The 14,058-nt window shown below is 73.3% G+C and carries 16 protein-coding genes; 2 read left to right on the top strand and 14 right to left on the bottom strand.

Annotation, left to right across the window (positions count from 1 at the left end; genetic code table 11):
- Positions 1-64 precede the first annotated feature (64 nt).
- The 4 genes from BV907_RS08195 to infC form a co-directional block, all read right to left on the bottom strand.
- Positions 65-943 (bottom strand): TrmH family RNA methyltransferase, encoded by an 879-nt coding sequence (locus BV907_RS08195; RefSeq protein ID WP_077489273.1) that lies wholly within the window; start codon positions 941-943, stop codon positions 65-67.
- 125 nt (positions 944-1,068) lie between these two features.
- Entirely contained in the window at positions 1,069-1,458 is a 390-nt protein-coding gene (gene rplT, locus BV907_RS08190; protein WP_077489230.1) for a 50S ribosomal protein L20, read from the bottom strand.
- Positions 1,459-1,559: 101 nt separating this feature from the next.
- Positions 1,560-1,754, bottom strand: a complete 195-nt coding sequence (gene rpmI, locus BV907_RS08185) for a 50S ribosomal protein L35 (RefSeq protein ID WP_077489229.1) — start codon at positions 1,752-1,754, stop codon at positions 1,560-1,562.
- 166 nt (positions 1,755-1,920) lie between these two features.
- Positions 1,921-2,967 (bottom strand): translation initiation factor IF-3, encoded by a 1,047-nt coding sequence (gene infC, locus BV907_RS19580; RefSeq protein WP_281250854.1) that lies wholly within the window; start codon positions 2,965-2,967, stop codon positions 1,921-1,923.
- A gap of 331 nt (positions 2,968-3,298) precedes the next feature.
- Between infC and BV907_RS08175 the strand changes: the two genes are divergently transcribed.
- On the top strand, positions 3,299-3,733 hold the full coding sequence (locus tag BV907_RS08175; RefSeq protein WP_077489227.1) for a DUF1844 domain-containing protein: 435 nt from the start codon (positions 3,299-3,301) through the stop codon (positions 3,731-3,733).
- 25 nt (positions 3,734-3,758) lie between these two features.
- Here BV907_RS08175 and BV907_RS18825 read toward each other — a convergent pair whose 3' ends face one another.
- From BV907_RS18825 to BV907_RS08140, 8 genes are all read right to left on the bottom strand, one after another.
- Positions 3,759-3,992: a hypothetical protein gene (locus BV907_RS18825; protein WP_175637408.1), complete on the bottom strand. Its 234-nt coding sequence runs from the start codon at positions 3,990-3,992 to the stop codon at positions 3,759-3,761.
- A 97-nt stretch (positions 3,993-4,089) separates the two neighbouring features.
- Positions 4,090-4,977, bottom strand: a complete 888-nt coding sequence (locus BV907_RS08165) for an SseB family protein (protein WP_077489225.1) — start codon at positions 4,975-4,977, stop codon at positions 4,090-4,092.
- A gap of 2 nt (positions 4,978-4,979) precedes the next feature.
- Positions 4,980-5,720 carry a bifunctional 1-(5-phosphoribosyl)-5-((5-phosphoribosylamino)methylideneamino)imidazole-4-carboxamide isomerase/phosphoribosylanthranilate isomerase PriA gene (gene priA / locus BV907_RS08160; RefSeq protein ID WP_077489224.1) on the bottom strand — a complete coding sequence of 247 codons (741 nt, stop codon included), beginning with the start codon at positions 5,718-5,720 and terminating at the stop codon, positions 4,980-4,982.
- Positions 5,721-5,749: 29 nt separating this feature from the next.
- The gene (locus BV907_RS18820; protein WP_175637412.1) at positions 5,750-5,905 is read right to left on the bottom strand and encodes a hypothetical protein; all 156 of its coding nucleotides are present in this window, start codon (positions 5,903-5,905) and stop codon (positions 5,750-5,752) included.
- A gap of 1 nt (position 5,906) precedes the next feature.
- A complete protein-coding gene (gene hisH / locus BV907_RS08155) occupies positions 5,907-6,629 on the bottom strand; it encodes an imidazole glycerol phosphate synthase subunit HisH (RefSeq protein ID WP_077489272.1) in 723 nt (240 codons plus the stop codon).
- Between the two features lie 56 nt (positions 6,630-6,685).
- Complete coding sequence (gene hisB, locus BV907_RS08150) at positions 6,686-7,318, bottom strand: imidazoleglycerol-phosphate dehydratase HisB (protein WP_077489223.1); 633 nt, start codon at positions 7,316-7,318, stop codon at positions 6,686-6,688.
- A 116-nt stretch (positions 7,319-7,434) separates the two neighbouring features.
- A complete protein-coding gene (locus BV907_RS08145) occupies positions 7,435-8,535 on the bottom strand; it encodes a histidinol-phosphate transaminase (protein ID WP_077489222.1) in 1,101 nt (366 codons plus the stop codon).
- A gap of 56 nt (positions 8,536-8,591) precedes the next feature.
- Positions 8,592-8,960: a LysM peptidoglycan-binding domain-containing protein gene (locus tag BV907_RS08140; RefSeq protein ID WP_077489221.1), complete on the bottom strand. Its 369-nt coding sequence runs from the start codon at positions 8,958-8,960 to the stop codon at positions 8,592-8,594.
- A gap of 336 nt (positions 8,961-9,296) precedes the next feature.
- Between BV907_RS08140 and lexA the strand changes: the two genes are divergently transcribed.
- Positions 9,297-10,004, top strand: a complete 708-nt coding sequence (gene lexA / locus BV907_RS08135; RefSeq protein WP_077489220.1) for a transcriptional repressor LexA — start codon at positions 9,297-9,299, stop codon at positions 10,002-10,004.
- 21 nt (positions 10,005-10,025) lie between these two features.
- On the opposite strand, the gene BV907_RS08130 is transcribed toward lexA, so the two are convergent.
- Both BV907_RS08130 and hflX read right to left on the bottom strand, forming a co-directional pair.
- Entirely contained in the window at positions 10,026-12,095 is a 2,070-nt protein-coding gene (locus BV907_RS08130; RefSeq protein ID WP_077489219.1) for an ATP-dependent DNA helicase, read from the bottom strand.
- Positions 12,088-13,731: a GTPase HflX gene (hflX, locus tag BV907_RS08125; RefSeq protein ID WP_077489218.1), complete on the bottom strand. Its 1,644-nt coding sequence runs from the start codon at positions 13,729-13,731 to the stop codon at positions 12,088-12,090. The genes BV907_RS08130 and hflX overlap by 8 nt, the downstream gene beginning before the upstream one ends.
- Between the last annotated feature and the right edge of the window lie 327 nt (positions 13,732-14,058).

The following is a 14,058-nucleotide window of genomic DNA, read 5'->3' as shown; positions in this document are numbered from 1 at the left end:
TGATCGGTACCAACCTACCCGTTCTCCGGCTGGACGCGGCCCGGAGCGGCCTGTCGCGGGCAGCTCACGAGCGGCGCTGGCTCCTCGCGCTCGCGTACAGGCAGACGGTCGCGGCGGTGCCGACGTTGAGGCTCTCGGCCGCCCCGTAGAGCGGGACGGCGACGCGGTGGTCGGCGAGGGCCTTCTCTGCGTCGTCGAGGCCCTGCGCCTCGTTGCCGAAGAGCCACGCCGTCGGGTCCTCGAGCCGGTACGCGCCCGCGCCCGCGCCCGTTGGAGCGGCCGCACCGGCCCTGCGGGCGGCCGACTCGTCTTGGAGGGCGTCGAGGTCGAGTGTGCCCTCGCCGTCGGCCGCGAGGATCCCGAGGCCCGCGGACCGGGCGGCCCCGGCGAGCTCCTCGGCGGTGACGCCGAGGACGACGGGGACGTGGAAGAGGGAGCCGGCGGTGCTGCGCACGGCCTTGGGGTTGTAGATGTCGACGCTCGAGGCGGTCAGGACGACGGCATCCGCGCCGGCGGAGTCCGCCGCGCGCAGGATCGTGCCGGCGTTGCCGGGGTCTTGGACGCGGCACATCGCCGCGAGGAGCCGGGGGCGCCGGCCGAGGACGTCCCCGAGGGGGACGTCGAGCATCCGGCACACGGCCACGATCCCCTGCGGGTTCACCGTGTCGGCCATGGCGGCCAGCACGGCGTCGTCCGCGCGCCTCAGGCGGCCCGTGGCCTCGGCGAGGTCCGCGATCTCGGGGTAGCGCTCGAGGCAGGCCTCGCTCGCGTAGAGCTCGTCCACGACCGGCTCACTGCCCGAGCCCCGCCGGGTGGCGTCGAGGCGCAGGGCCTCGCGCACGGCCTGGGGCCCCTCGGCGAGGAACTGGCGGCGGCGGGCGCGCGCCGAGCGGCCCGCGAGCTTGGCGACGTCGCGCACCCTGTCGGCGCGGGGATTGGTCATGGTCTCGCTCGGTGTCACGGACCAACTCTAGTGGGGAGGGCGGGACGGGCGCAGACAGCAGGACGCCCGCGCAGCGCTGCTGCACGGGCGTCCCGGGAGTGACGGCGCGGCGACCGCGCGGTCTGCTACTTCGCGGCCTTGGCGGGGGCGTTGACGTCGGCCGGGAGGGCGTTCTTGGCGACCTCGACCAGGGCCGAGAACGCCGTGGCGTCCGAGACGGCGAGCTCGGCGAGCATGCGGCGGTCAACCTCGACCTCGGCGGCCTTGAGGCCCTGGATGAGGCGGTTGTAGGTCAGGCCGTTGGCGCGGGACGCAGCGTTGATGCGCTGGATCCAGAGGCGGCGGAAGTCGCCCTTCTTCTTGTGGCGGTCCTGGTAGCTGTACACAAACGAGTGCAGCAGCTGCTCCTTGGCCTTGCGGTACAGGCGCGAGCGCTGACCCCGGTAGCCGGACGCGCGGTCCAGGATGGTCCGGCGCTTCTTGTGGGCGTTGACTGCCCGCTTCACACGTGCCACGTGCGTACTCCTTCGAAAGATCTCTCCCAGTGACCCGGGCGTTGCTCGCCCGACCGGGATGGCTGTGGTGGCCCGTCAGAGGGCCGGTGAGTGGGAAGAAATCAGATGCCCAGCATCCGCTTGATGACCTTGGCGTCGCCCGGGAAGACGATCTTGTCCGCGGCCAGACGGCGGGTCAGGGTCGTGGGCTTGTGCTCGAGGTAGTGGCGGCGGTTGGCCTGCTGGCGCTTGAGCTTGCCAGAGCCGGTCAGCTTGAAGCGCTTCTTGGCGCCACTGTGGGTCTTCATCTTCGGCATGGGAACCGATCTCCTAACGTACCCGCGGCCCGGGGGCCGCGGCTCTCTCTGGCGGCCCGCTCGCGCGGGCCGACTGGTTGCTGCCCGCCGCCGGCCTGCGCCGGAGGCGGTGGACTGGCCTGCCCGCCGCGGGAACCATGGTTCCCGCGGCGGGGGCCGTGTCGGACTAGTTGCCCCTGCGTCCGGACGGCCGCGGGGCCGCCGGCTTCGGAGCAGAAGGCTTCGGCGCGACCGCGGACGGGCGGGGCGCACCGGGCTTGGGTGCCGCAGGCTTCGGAGTGCCCGGCTTGGGCGCCGCGGGACGCGCGGCCGACGGCGCGGGGGCCGGGACCGGCTTGGGCGCCTCGGCAGGCTTGGCGGCCTGCGCCGGCTTGGGCTGAGCCGCCTCGGCGGGCGCCTCCTCCTCGGCAGCCGGGGCGGGGGTCTCAGCCTCAGGGGCCTCGTCCGCCGCAGGGGCGGGAGCCTCGGCGGGCGCCTGGGACTCAGCCGTAGCCTCGTCGGAGGCCTGGGCCTCAGCCCGTGCCACGGCCTCCTCGCGGGCCGCGGCGGCCGCGAGGAACTCGGCCGGGATGGCATCGCCGAGCGACTGCGTCATCGGCGCCTTCTCCGCCGTCACGCCGCCCGCCTTCGCGGCCTCGGCCTTCGCCTTGTCCGCGGCGCGCTGGGCGGCGCGCCGGGCCTCGGCCTTGGCCTCCGCCTTGTTCTTGAGCGGCCCGATCACCATGACCATGTTGCGGCCGTCGATCCGCGGGGCGGACTCGATGGCGCCAACCTCGGCGACGTCCTCCGCGAAGCGCTGGAGCAGGCGAATGCCCATCTCTGGGCGCTGCTGCTCACGGCCGCGGAACTGGATCATCGCCTTGACCTTGTCGCCCGCACCGAGGAAGCGGAGCGCGTGGCCCTTCTTCGTCTCGTAGTCGTGCGTGTCGATCTTGAGGCGGAAGCGGATCTCCTTCAGGACCGTGTTGGTCTGGTTCTTTCGCGCTTCGCGGGCCTTGACCGCAGCCTCGTACTTGTACTTGCCGAAGTCCATCAGCTTGCACACCGGGGGCTTCGCCTGGGGTGCTACCTCAACGAGATCAAGGTCTGACTCCGCGGCCAGACGCAGCGCATCCTCGATGCGCACGATGCCCACCTGCTCCCCTGCCGGGCCGACCAGGCGCACTTCGGGGACGCGGATTCGCTCATTGATGCGTGGATCGCTAATGTTCAAGCTCCTGTATGTCAAGGACGTGCCCCGGCAACAAGGAAGGCCCCCGATTGCCGGTGCAATCGGAGGCCTCGGAAGGAGCGCGGCCCCGCAGGGACGCGATGCCCAGAGCCGCATATGTGCCTCTGGCCAACCTAAGTACCCGGCAGCTCACCCGGGCAGGGCCCGGACGCCGACAGGTGGGAGGGATCTCCGCTTGCAAACTGTCTGTCAAGTGTACAGGGTGAACGCACAAAAACCCGCAACGGCACACGGCACGTGGCCTGGTGCGCTGTCGGGGGGCGTCCACCGCTGGAATAACGACATCCAGTCGGTCTGTGCCAAGCTTAGCAGCATGAGCAGCACCAGCCCGAACCCCCCGTCCGGCACGGCCGCCGGCGGCGAGCACCGCCACAGCTTCGACTTCGCCCCCGCGGGTGGGCAGGAGGGCGGCCCGGACGTGAGCGCCCAGGTGCGCGACATCGCCGAGGTCGCCGCCGTCGAGGTCATCACGACCACCGCGGTGCACCTCATGAGCGCCGCTGCCGTGAAGGTCGGCCTCGCGGAGGGTCCGGAGGCCGACGGCCTCAAAGACCTCGACGAGGCACGCAAGCTCATCACGGCCCTCGCGGGCCTCGTCACCGCCGCCGCGCCGGAGATCGGCTCCCAGCACGCCGGTCCGCTGCGCGACGGGCTCCGCTCGCTCCAGCTCGCCTTCCGCGAAGCCTCCCTGATCCCCGACGAGCCTGGCAAGGGCCCGGGAGAGAAGTACACGGGCCCCGTCAACTGACGCGTCCCTTCCTTCAGCTTCCGCCTCACTTCACCCCCGACGGCGCACGACGCCAGGTGCCCACCCGGCGTCGTGCGCCGTCAGGATCCGGCGGCGCCCCGGCCGCGGCGGGCCGCCTGCACCGCCAGGCCCGCGATGCACGTGACCGCGCCGAGGCCGCGGAGAGCGTCGGGGCGCACACGAGCCCGGGCAGGACGGCGAGGAGGGAGAGCGTGACGGTGTCGTGGGCGAAGCCCATCGGGATCGTCAGCAGGCTCATGACGAGCAGAGCACGCCTCGCTCGTCGGCGGGATCGTCTACGAGGCGATGCGCCGCGCGTGCTTCTCCGTGCCCTGCGGCGGAGGGGCCGGGGCGGGTCAGTCCTGCGCCGGGCGGACCTTGACCTCGAGCGAGTCGACGGCCTCCGCGAAGCGCTTGCTACCGGCGAGTCGGCCATGGAGCTCTGCCACGGTCTCACGCACCGCCTCGGATGGCAAACCGGGTGTGAGCGCGAGCGTGAGCCTCAGCTCGGGGCCGGGACCCCCGCCCGCGATGACCCTGCCCGCGGCATCCCGCGAGGCCACTCCCGCACCCACGGAGATCTCGACCCCGCGCACGGGGGCGAGGCCCTCGACGGCGCGCCCGACCTCGGCGACGAGCTCGGGGTCGGCGTACGAGGGCGTCCAGGGGCGCTGCTGGGCGAGGGCCCACACGGCGGGCCGGCGCAGCACGAAGGTGAGCTCTGCCCCCGGGTCGAGCACGAGCAGCTCGGCGCCCTCCGAGACGGCCGAGAGCGCGGCCCGCGGGGCGTGGACAGCCACGGGCCGGACCTCGGCGTGCCACGCGGCGAGCCGCTCGACGCTCGTGAAGGCCGGGAGGGCCTTCCGCCCGTCGGGGGCGGTGAGCGTCACGAGCGCCATGTCCGCCTCTTTGTCCTCGGCGAAGCCGTGCTCGCCGAGGCCGCCCTCGGCCAGGGAGGCCACAACGGCCACGAAGACGCGGGCGGAGGCGAGCGCGCGGTGGACGCCGGCCTCGTCGCCCTCGCCCGCCGCGAGCGCGCCCAGCGCGGCCGTCACACCCGCGTCGGCCAAGCCGTCGTCGTCGTCGAACTGGTGCAGCGGGTTGCCCTCCCCCGCGAGGTCGCGGCCGGCCCAGGGCTGTCCCGCGGAGTCCGTGCCGGAGCCAGCCCTGGCCAGAGCGGCGGCGATGTGTCCCGGCAGGCGCCGCTGCTTCTCCCCGCCCGGGGATCCGCCGTCGTGCGCCATGTTCAGCGGCGCCCGGCGACGTCCAGCGCCTCGGGCAGCGTGAACTGGCCGGCGTAGAGGGCCTTGCCCACGATCGCGCCCTCGACGCCGAGCGGGACGAGCTCGCGCAGGGCGCGCAGGTCCGTCAGGCTCGAGATGCCGCCCGAGGCGACGACGGGGCGGTCGGTGCGCTCGCAGATCTGCGTCAGGAGCCCGAGGTTGGGCCCGCGCAGCGTGCCGTCCTTGGTCACGTCGGTCACGACGTAGCGCGCGCAGCCGGCGTCGTCGAGCCGGGCGAGCGCGTCCCAGAGGTTGCCGGCCTCCTGCGTCCAGCCGCGCGAGGCGAGGGTCGTGCCGCGCACGTCGAGGCCGACGGCGATCCGGTCGCCGTGGCGGGCGATCGCCCGGGCCGTCCACTCGGGGTTCTCGAGCGCCGCGGTGCCAAGGTTGACGCGGGCCACGCCAAGGTCGAGGGCCGCCTCGAGCGAGGCGTCGTCGCGCAGCCCGCCGGAGAGCTCGACCTTGAGGGAGAGGCTGTCGACGACCTCGGCGAGCAGGGCGCGGTTGTCGCCGCGGCCGAAGGCGGCGTCGAGGTCCACGAGGTGGACCCACTCGGCGCCGGCCTCCTGCCACGCCAGCGCGGCGTCGAGCGGCGAGCCGTAGTTGGTCTCGCTCCCGGCCTCGCCCTGGACGAGGCGGACGGCCTGGCCGTCCACGACGTCGACGGCGGGCAGCAGCTCGAGGACGGACTCCCCAGCACTCATGGTGTTCTCTCTCTCGGGTCGGGGCTGCCTCACGCGGGCAGCGTCAGCAGGTAGGCGGCGACCAGCGCCGCGGCGGCGAGCACGCCGAAGCTGATCCAGGTCCACGGCGGCAGGCCCTGGCGGCGGAAGGACACCACGCCGCCCACGAGCAGCCCGGCGAGGCCGAACAGCAGCACGGACCACATGTCAGGAGGCCGCCTCTGCGGCCGGCCGCGGCGCGGGGTGGGGGCGCAAGGAGCGGACCCAGTTGCGCAGGAGGCGGGCGCCGGCGTCGCCGGACTTCTCGGGGTGGAACTGGGTCGCGCACAGCGGCCCGTTCTCGACGGCGGCGATGAACCGCGCGCCGTGCTCGCTCCAGGTCACGAGCGGCGGGGCCATCTTCGGCTGGGCGACCTCGAACTCCCAGGACTGCACGCCGTAGGAGTGGACGAAGTAGAAGCGTTCGTCCTCGACGCCCTCGAAGAGCCTGGACCCCTCCGGGGCCGAGACGGTGTTCCAGCCCATGTGCGGGACGACGGGCGCGGGCAGGAGCTCGACCGTGCCGGGCCACTCGCCGAGGCCATCGGCCTCGACGCCGTGCTCGATGCCCCGCTCGAACATGATCTGCAGGCCGACGCAGATCGCGAGGACGGGGCGCCCGCCGGCGACCCGGCGGCCGATGATCCGCGGCCCGTCGACAGCCTTGAGCTCCTCCATGACGGTCGCGAAGGCGCCGACTCCGGGCACGACGAGGCCGTCGGCGTTGAGCGCGTCCTCGGCCCTCGAGCTCAGAGTGACCGCCGCGCCGGCGCGCTCGAGGGCACGCACGGCGGAGCGGACGTTGCCGGAGCCGTAGTCGAGCACGACGACGGTCGGCCGGCCCTCGGGGTCAGGCGCCGGTCCGCCGAGCGTGTGCGGGTCGACGACGATGCCGGCCGGCGCGTCGGCGGGCGCCTCGGGCAAAGCGTCCTCGGCGGGGCCGGCGCTCACAGGGCGCCCTTCGTGGACGGGATCGCGTCGCCGATGCGCGGGTCTGGCTCGACGGCGGCGCGGAGGGCGCGCGCGAAGGCCTTGAACTGGGCCTCGACGATGTGGTGCGGGTCCCGCCCGGCGAGGACGTTCATGTGCAGGCAGATGCCCGCGTGCAGCGTGATCGCCTCGAACACGTGGCGGGTGAGCGAGCCCGTGAAGTGGCCGCCGATGAGGTGGTACTCCTGGCCGGCGGGCTCCCCGCCGTGCACGAGGTAGGGGCGGCCGGAGACGTCGACGACGGCGTGCGCGAGCGCCTCATCGAGCGGAACCGTGGCCTCGCCGAAGCGGCGGATGCCGGCCTTGGAGCCGAGGGCCTGCTTGAGGACCTCGCCGAACGTGATCGCGATGTCCTCGACGGTGTGGTGCACGTCGATGTGGGTGTCGCCCGTCGCCTTGACGGTGAGGTCGATGAGCGAGTGCTTGGACAGGGCCGTGAGCATGTGGTCGTAGAACGGGACGCTGCTGGAGATGTCGGAGCGGCCGGTGCCGTCGAGGTCCAGCTCGACGAGGACCGACGACTCGCTCGTCGTGCGCTCCATCCGCGCCGTCCGCTGCGCGGGCAGGGCGGTCTGCAGCTCGATGCTCATGGGTATTACGTCCTTCACTGGATGAGGGGGTCTTCCCCATTCTAGGCATCTGCTCCGGGCCGCCGGCGCGGCGGGCGCGCTGCGGCCGCCGACGACGCGGCCCGGCCCGGGCGCGGCTACTCGGCGAGGAGCTCCTCGAGCCGGGTCAGGAACGCGCTCGTCTCCGCCTCGGTGCCGGCGGTGATGCGCAGGCTGCCGGGAATGCCGACGTCGCGCACGATGATGCCCGCCTCGAGGAGGCCCTCCCAGATCCGCCGGGGGTCGGCGAAGCCCGCGACGAAGACGAAGTTCGAGTCCGACGCGGCCGGGCGCAGGCCCAGCCGCGTGAGCTCGGTGACGATCCTGTCGCGCTGGCGCTTGATCGCCTCGACCTCGGCCATGAGCGCCCCGCGGTGGCGCAGCGCAGCGAGGGCCGTGGCCTGCGTGACCGCCGAGAGGTGGTACGGGAGGCGGACGAGGCGCAGGGCGTCGATGACCTCGGGGGCCGCGGCGAGGTAGCCGAGGCGTGCGCCCGCGAGGGCGAAGGCCTTGCTCATGGTGCGCGTGACGATCAGGCGCGGGCGGCCCTGAAGCAGCGTCAGGGCGGATGCCGTGCCGGCGTGGGCGAATTCGGCGTAGGCCTCGTCCACGATCACGACGGTCTGGCTCTGCTCGCCGGCGGCGTAGACGGCCTCGACGACGTCGAGCCCGAGCGCGGTCCCGGTGGGGTTGTTCGGCGAGCAGAGGATGACGATGCTCGGGGCGTGCTCGCGGACATGGCGGGCGGCCGAGGCGGCGCTGAGGCCGAAGTCGGCCTCTCGCTCGCCCTTGACGTACGCGGTGCCGGTCCCGCTGGCCAGGAGTGGATACATCGAATAGGTCGGGGGGAAGCTCAGCACCGAGCGGCCGGGGCCGCCGAAGGCCTGGAGGAGCTGCTGGAGGACCTCGTTGGAGCCGTTCGCGGCCCAGATCTGGTCGGCGCCGAGCCCATGGCCGAGGTATTCGGCGAGGGCCTCGCGGAGCTGGGTGAACTCCCGGTCCGGATAGCGGTTGAGCCCGCCGGCGGCCTCCCGGACGGCCTCGACGATCGCCTCCTGGACGTCCGCCGGGACCCCGTAGGTGTTCTCGTTGACGTTGAGCTGGATCGGAACGTCGATCTGCGGTGCCCCGTACGGGTGCTGGCCGCGCAGGTCATCGCGCAGGGGCAGGCGGTTCAAACGTTCGAGCTGGTCGTCCACCGGTCCAGCCTACGCCAGCGCGCGCAGGCGGCAGCATTCGTGACCGAGCGGACGGCTCAGCCCGCGACCGGGACGAGGAGCTGCTCGCCGGGCACGACCCGGGAGCCATCGAGGTCGTTGAGTTCGCGGATCTGGCCGATGGTGACGCGGGGGTCCCGGCCGGGGGCGGTCCTGGCCGCGATCGTCCACAGGGATTCGCCCGGACGGACGGTGACGGTCACGGCGTCGCCGGGGCCAGCCAGCGCCTCGGCGCCAGCGTGCGCGGGGGCCATGAGGGCCGCCCACAGCGCGAGCACGGCGAGGGCGAGCAGGCTCACCGGGATCACGATGAGGACGATGCGGCCCCGGCGTGTGAGCCGCAGCCGCGGCGGACGAGCCGTCTCATGACGGGCCACAGGGGCGACGGGCGGAATCGCGTGTGCCATGGTCTGCCTTCCCCTGCGCCGGCCTGGCGCCCCGCCCCCAAGGAGAACAGGACCCCGATCGCCGAGCGCAGTCTTTCGAACGGATCTTCGAACATTATGGAACTTTCTTAGCAGGTGCCCTCGAATCTTGTCCAGACTCGGTCGAACACATGTTTGAAAGCTTCGGCCTCGTGGCCTACGGTGGGAGGAGCACCGGGCTTCAACCCATCTGCCGCCTCCCTGGGGGACATCTCCTCATCGTCCCGAAGGGCTCCGACAGTTCTCGTGGGCCCGGTCAGGGACGGGCGGAAGAAGCCGGGCGCGGGAGCGCACGGGGCGACAGGGAGGCAGGACGGGATGGCACCACGGGCGAAGGCGGCCAAGGGACTCACGGCGCGCCAGAAGAGGATCCTCGAGACGATCCAGCGTTCGGTCCAGCACGTCGGGTACCCGCCGTCCATGCGCGAGATCGGCGACACCGTGGGACTCGCGAGCCTGTCCAGCGTGACCCACCAGCTCACCCAGCTCGAGAAACTCGGCTACCTCCGCCGCGACCCGAAGCGGCCGCGCGCCATGGAGGTCCTCATGCCGCTCACGCTGGACGAGGGCGAGCTCAGCATGGCTGAGGAGGTGCCCGCGGGCCTGCGGGGCGTGGACGGCGTCCCGATCGAGGAGATGGCCGGCGCTGCAGATACCGCCATGGTCCCGCTCGTCGGCCGGATCGCCGCCGGCGGCCCCATCCTCGCCGACCAGGTCGTCGAGGACGTCATGCCCCTCCCCCGCCAGCTCGTGGGCTACGGCGAGCTCTTCATGCTGCGCGTCAAGGGCGACTCGATGATCGACGCCGCGATCTGCGACGGGGACTGGGTCGTCGTGCGCCGCCAGGGGACCGCCGAGAACGGCGACATCGTGGCCGCCCTCCTCGACGATGAGGCCACGGTCAAGACCTTCCGCCAGCGCGACGGGCACACGTGGCTCCTGCCGCAGAACACGCGCTACGAGCCGATCCTCGGCGACCACGCCACGATCATGGGCAAGGTCGTCTCGGTGCTGCGCTCCGTCTGAGCCCGCTCCCCGAAGGCCCGCTCAGCCCGCCGCGGCGAGGCGCTCGAGCGCCTTGAGCACGACGCTCCGGTCGGTCGTCCCCCACAGCGGCGGCAGGGCACCGCGCAGGAAGGCCCCGTAGCGCTCGGTCGCGAGCCGGGAGTCGAGCACGGCGACGACACCGCGGTCGGCCGTCGAGCGGATGAGACGGCCCGCGCCCTGCGCGAGCCGCACGGCCGCGTGCGTCGCGGAGACCGACATGAAGCCGTTCCCGCCGGCCTGCGCGACGGCGCGGGAGCGCGCGGTCATGAGCGGGTCGTCCGGGCGCGGGAAGGGGATCCTGTCGATCACCACGAGCCGGCACGAGTGCCCGGGCACGTCGACGCCCTGCCACAGCGACATCGTCCCGAAGAGGCACGTGTCGGGCTCGGCCGCGAACTGTTTGACGAGCGCGCTCATCGAGGACTCGCCCTGGCACAGGATCTCCGTCTCGAGCCGCCCCCGGAGCTCGTCCGCGGCCTCCTCGGACGCCCGGCGCGAGGAGAACAGGCACAGCGCCCCGCCGGAGGAGGCGCGCAGGAGCGCCTCGAGCTCGTCGAGGGCCTCGGGGGAGACGCCGCGGCCCGGCCTGGGCAGGTGCCGCGCGACGTAGAGCATGCCCTGCTTGGGGTAGTCGAACGGTGAGCCGACGTCGACCCCCGTCCAGCTCGGGGCTCCCGGGCCGAGCAGGCCCAGCCCCCCGGCAGTGGGCTCGAACGCCGAGCCGATCGCGAGGGTCGCGCTCGTGAGCACGACCGTGCGGTCGGCGAAGAGGCCATCGCGCAGCCGCCCGCCGACGCTCAGCGGGGCGATGTTCAGCATGGCCGGGGCGTCGTCGTCGGGCGGCGCGTAGCCGGCGACCGGGTCGAACGTGCCGGCGCGCGTGACCCAGACGACCTCTCTGTTTGCCTCGGCATCGAGGATCCGCTCACACACGTCCACGAGCGCGGCGAGCCGGGAGCGCGCGACCTGCCGCCCGCCGTCGGCTGCGTTCTGCCCTTCCCCCGGCTTGGATTCGGACAGGGCGACGCGGCATGCGTCCCGCACGAGCGCGACGTCCTGCGCCTGCTCCTCGGTGAGGCCGCGCGCGAGCAGGCCTGTCGGCGCGGAGGCGAGCGAGAGCTCGAGCCCCGCGGCCGCGGAGTGGAGGGCCTCGACGCCGATCCCGCAGTGCTTCCGCGCGCTCGAGGCCGCCGCGGAGACCATGGCGGCCGAGAGCTGGGCGCTCACGGCGCCCGTGACGCGGTCGGCGAGCTCGTGCGCCTCGTCGACGATGACGACGTCATGCTCGGGCAGGACGTTCAGTCCCTCGAACGCGTTGATCGCGAGCAGGGCGTGGTTGGTCACGACGATGTCCGCCTCGGACCCGCGCTGGCGCGCGAGCTCGCTGAAGCACTCGGCGGCGAAGGGACAGCGCTGCGCGCCGAGGCACTCGAGCGCCGAGACGGATACCTGCCGCCAGGCCCGGTCCGACACGCCGGGGACGAGCTCGTCCCGGTCCCCCGTCTCGGTCTCCTCGGCCCACTCCCGCAGCCGCTTGACCTCGCGGCCCAGCTGCGAGGTCGGCGCGGCCGCGGGGTGCACGACGCCGGCCTCCTCTCCGAGGCTGAACAGGGCGCCGTCCGCCGGGTCGTCAGTGGGGAAGCCGCCCTCGAGCTTGTGCTGGCACAGATAGTTGGAGCGGCCCTTGACGAGGGCGACGTCGAGCGGCCGGTCGAGCTGCGGCGTGATCGCCTCGAGGAGCCGCGGGAGGTCCCGGCCGACGATCTGGGCCTGGAGCGCGAGCGTCGCCGTCGCGACGACGGCGGGGCGGTCGCTGTGCTGGGCATGCGCGATGAGCGGGACGAGGTAGGCGAGCGACTTGCCGGTGCCCGTTCCCGCCTGGACGAGCAGGTGCTCGCCCTCCTCGATCGCGTGCGCGACCTGCCGCGCCATCTCGTGCTGGCCCTCGCGCTGCGCGCCTCCCATGGCCGCGACGGCGGCGTCCAGGAGGCGCACGGCGAGATCTTCGGCGTCGGCCGGCGTCACGGCGTCGGCCGACGCGTCGTCCGACCCCGCGGCGGCCTCAGCCATCGACGGTGAACGGCGCGAGCTCGGCGGCCATCTCCTCGCGGACCACGGCCTCGACGCGCGTTCCGTCCTCGGCGTGCTCGATCGAGCGGATCTCGGCGCTCGACTCGTGCAGCCGGTTGAGCACGTCGCCGCGGCTGTAGGGCACGAGGAGGGTCAGGACGACGTCGGGGCGCGGGATCGCCGCGCTGATCGCCTGCCGCAGCTGCGCGATCCCGGCGCCGGTGCGGGCCGAGACCACGACATGGTTCCGCTCGCGCTGCCGCAGCCGCTCGAGCACGAACGGGTCGGCGGCGTCGGCCTTGTTCAGCACGATGATCTCGGGCACCTTGCGCGCGTCGACCTCGGCGAACACCTTGCGCACGGCCGCGATCTGCCCCTCGGGGTCCGGGTGAGAGACGTCGACGACGTGCAGGATGAGGTCCGCGTCGGCGACCTCCTCGAGCGTGGACCGGAACGCCTCGACGAGCTGCGTGGGCAGCGAGCGGACGAACCCGACCGTGTCGGCGAGCGTGTACGGGAGCCCATCCGGCGTCTCGGCCCGGCGCACGGTCGGGTCGAGGGTCGCGAAGAGGGCGTTCTCGACGAGCACGCCCGCATCCGTGAGCCGGTTCAGGAGCGAGGACTTGCCGGCGTTCGTGTACCCGGCGATCGCTACCGAGGGCACCTCGTTGCGCTTGCGGTTCGCCCGCTTCGTCTCGCGTGCGGGCTTCATCCCCGCGATCTCGCGCCGCAGCTTGGCCATGCGCGTGCGGATCCGGCGCCGGTCGAGCTCGATCTTGGTCTCGCCGGGGCCGCGGGAGCCGATGCCGCCGCCTGCGGCGCCGACCCGGCCGCCGGCCTGGCGGGACATCGACTCGCCCCAGCCGCGCAGGCGCGGGAGCAGGTACTCGAGCTGGGCGAGCTCGACCTGTGCTTTGCCCTCGCGGCTCTTGGCGTGCTGGGCGAAGATGTCGAGGATGAGCGCGGTCCGGTCGATGACCTTGACCTTGACGATGTCCTCGAGGCCGCGGCGCTGCGACGGGGCGAGCTCGGAGTCCACGATCACGGTGTCGGCGCCGGTGGCGGCGACGATGTCCCGCAGCTCAAGCGCCTTGCCCGAGCCGACGAACGTGCCCGGGTCCGGCTTGAGGCGCCGCTGCACGACGCCGTCGAGCACCTCCGAGCCCGCGGTCTCGGCGAGCGCGGCGAGCTCCCGCAGCGAGTTCTCGGAGTCCTCGAGGGTGCCCTCGGTCCACAGTCCCGCGAGCACGACGCGCTCGAGGCGCAGCTGCCGGTACTCGACCTCGGTGACGTCCTCGAGCTCGGTCGAGAGGCCGGCGACACGGCGCAGGGCGCGCCGCTCGTCGAGGTCCCGCTGCTCGCCGTCGTACTCGCCGTGCTCGGTCTCGAGGTCGGAGATCGCGAGGGCGCGGCCGCCGACGCCTCCCCGGCGGGCGCTCCCGGCGGCTGTGCCGTCGTCCGAGGACGAGCCGTCGTCCGGGGACACATTGCGGTCGGGCCGCCCGGCCCCCTTCGCCGCCGCGGCCTCCTCCTTGGCGAGGATGCGGTCGATGACGGCCTGGATGTCGGCCGGGCTGAGGTCCTGGGCGGCGCTGCCGTCGGACGGGACGCGCGGGTCGTGCTGGTTGTCGGTCATGGTCTCCTTAGCGGCGGATACAGTTCCAGAATAGTGCGGGCGCCCGGCGCCGGCATGGTCAGACGAAGGGGTCTGTGGAGAGACCCCGTCAGTGGGATGCGGTGTCACGCGAATGCTCCTGGGAGAGTGTTCTGGTGCGCTGCCGGAAGGGGCATCGGAGCGCGGGGACCTGGGGCGGCGGCGCGGCCTCAAGGGCGGCGCGGCGGGCCACGCGGCGGCGTCGCAGAGGGACGCAGCGGCGTCAGGTGAACAGGAACATGCGTTCGAGTATACCCGACGCCCGGAGGCCGCCCGGCGTGACCCGCGGTCGGGGCGCGCCAGAGGTGG

It is taken from the genome of Sinomonas mesophila (assembly GCF_001999765.1).
Lineage (GTDB): Bacteria > Actinomycetota > Actinomycetes > Actinomycetales > Micrococcaceae > Sinomonas > Sinomonas mesophila.
Note: the sequence above shows the minus strand (reverse complement) of the source record. Positions and strands in the feature narration are given on the sequence as shown.

Coding starts and splice junctions, on each gene's coding strand:
- BV907_RS08195 (WP_077489273.1), bottom strand. CDS start 943: ATGACCAATCCCCGCGCCGACAGGGTGCGCGACGTCGCCAAGCTCGCG.
- rpmI (WP_077489229.1), bottom strand. CDS start 1,754: ATGCCGAAGATGAAGACCCACAGTGGCGCCAAGAAGCGCTTCAAGCTG.
- BV907_RS08175 (WP_077489227.1), top strand. CDS start 3,299: ATGAGCAGCACCAGCCCGAACCCCCCGTCCGGCACGGCCGCCGGCGGC.
- BV907_RS18825 (WP_175637408.1), bottom strand. CDS start 3,992: ATGAGCCTGCTGACGATCCCGATGGGCTTCGCCCACGACACCGTCACG.
- BV907_RS08165 (WP_077489225.1), bottom strand. CDS start 4,977: ATGGCGCACGACGGCGGATCCCCGGGCGGGGAGAAGCAGCGGCGCCTG.
- priA (WP_077489224.1), bottom strand. CDS start 5,720: ATGAGTGCTGGGGAGTCCGTCCTCGAGCTGCTGCCCGCCGTCGACGTC.
- BV907_RS18820 (WP_175637412.1), bottom strand. CDS start 5,905: ATGTGGTCCGTGCTGCTGTTCGGCCTCGCCGGGCTGCTCGTGGGCGGC.
- hisB (WP_077489223.1), bottom strand. CDS start 7,318: ATGAGCATCGAGCTGCAGACCGCCCTGCCCGCGCAGCGGACGGCGCGG.
- BV907_RS08140 (WP_077489221.1), bottom strand. CDS start 8,960: ATGGCACACGCGATTCCGCCCGTCGCCCCTGTGGCCCGTCATGAGACG.
- lexA (WP_077489220.1), top strand. CDS start 9,297: ATGGCACCACGGGCGAAGGCGGCCAAGGGACTCACGGCGCGCCAGAAG.
- BV907_RS08130 (WP_077489219.1), bottom strand. CDS start 12,095: ATGGCTGAGGCCGCCGCGGGGTCGGACGACGCGTCGGCCGACGCCGTG.
- hflX (WP_077489218.1), bottom strand. CDS start 13,731: ATGACCGACAACCAGCACGACCCGCGCGTCCCGTCCGACGGCAGCGCC.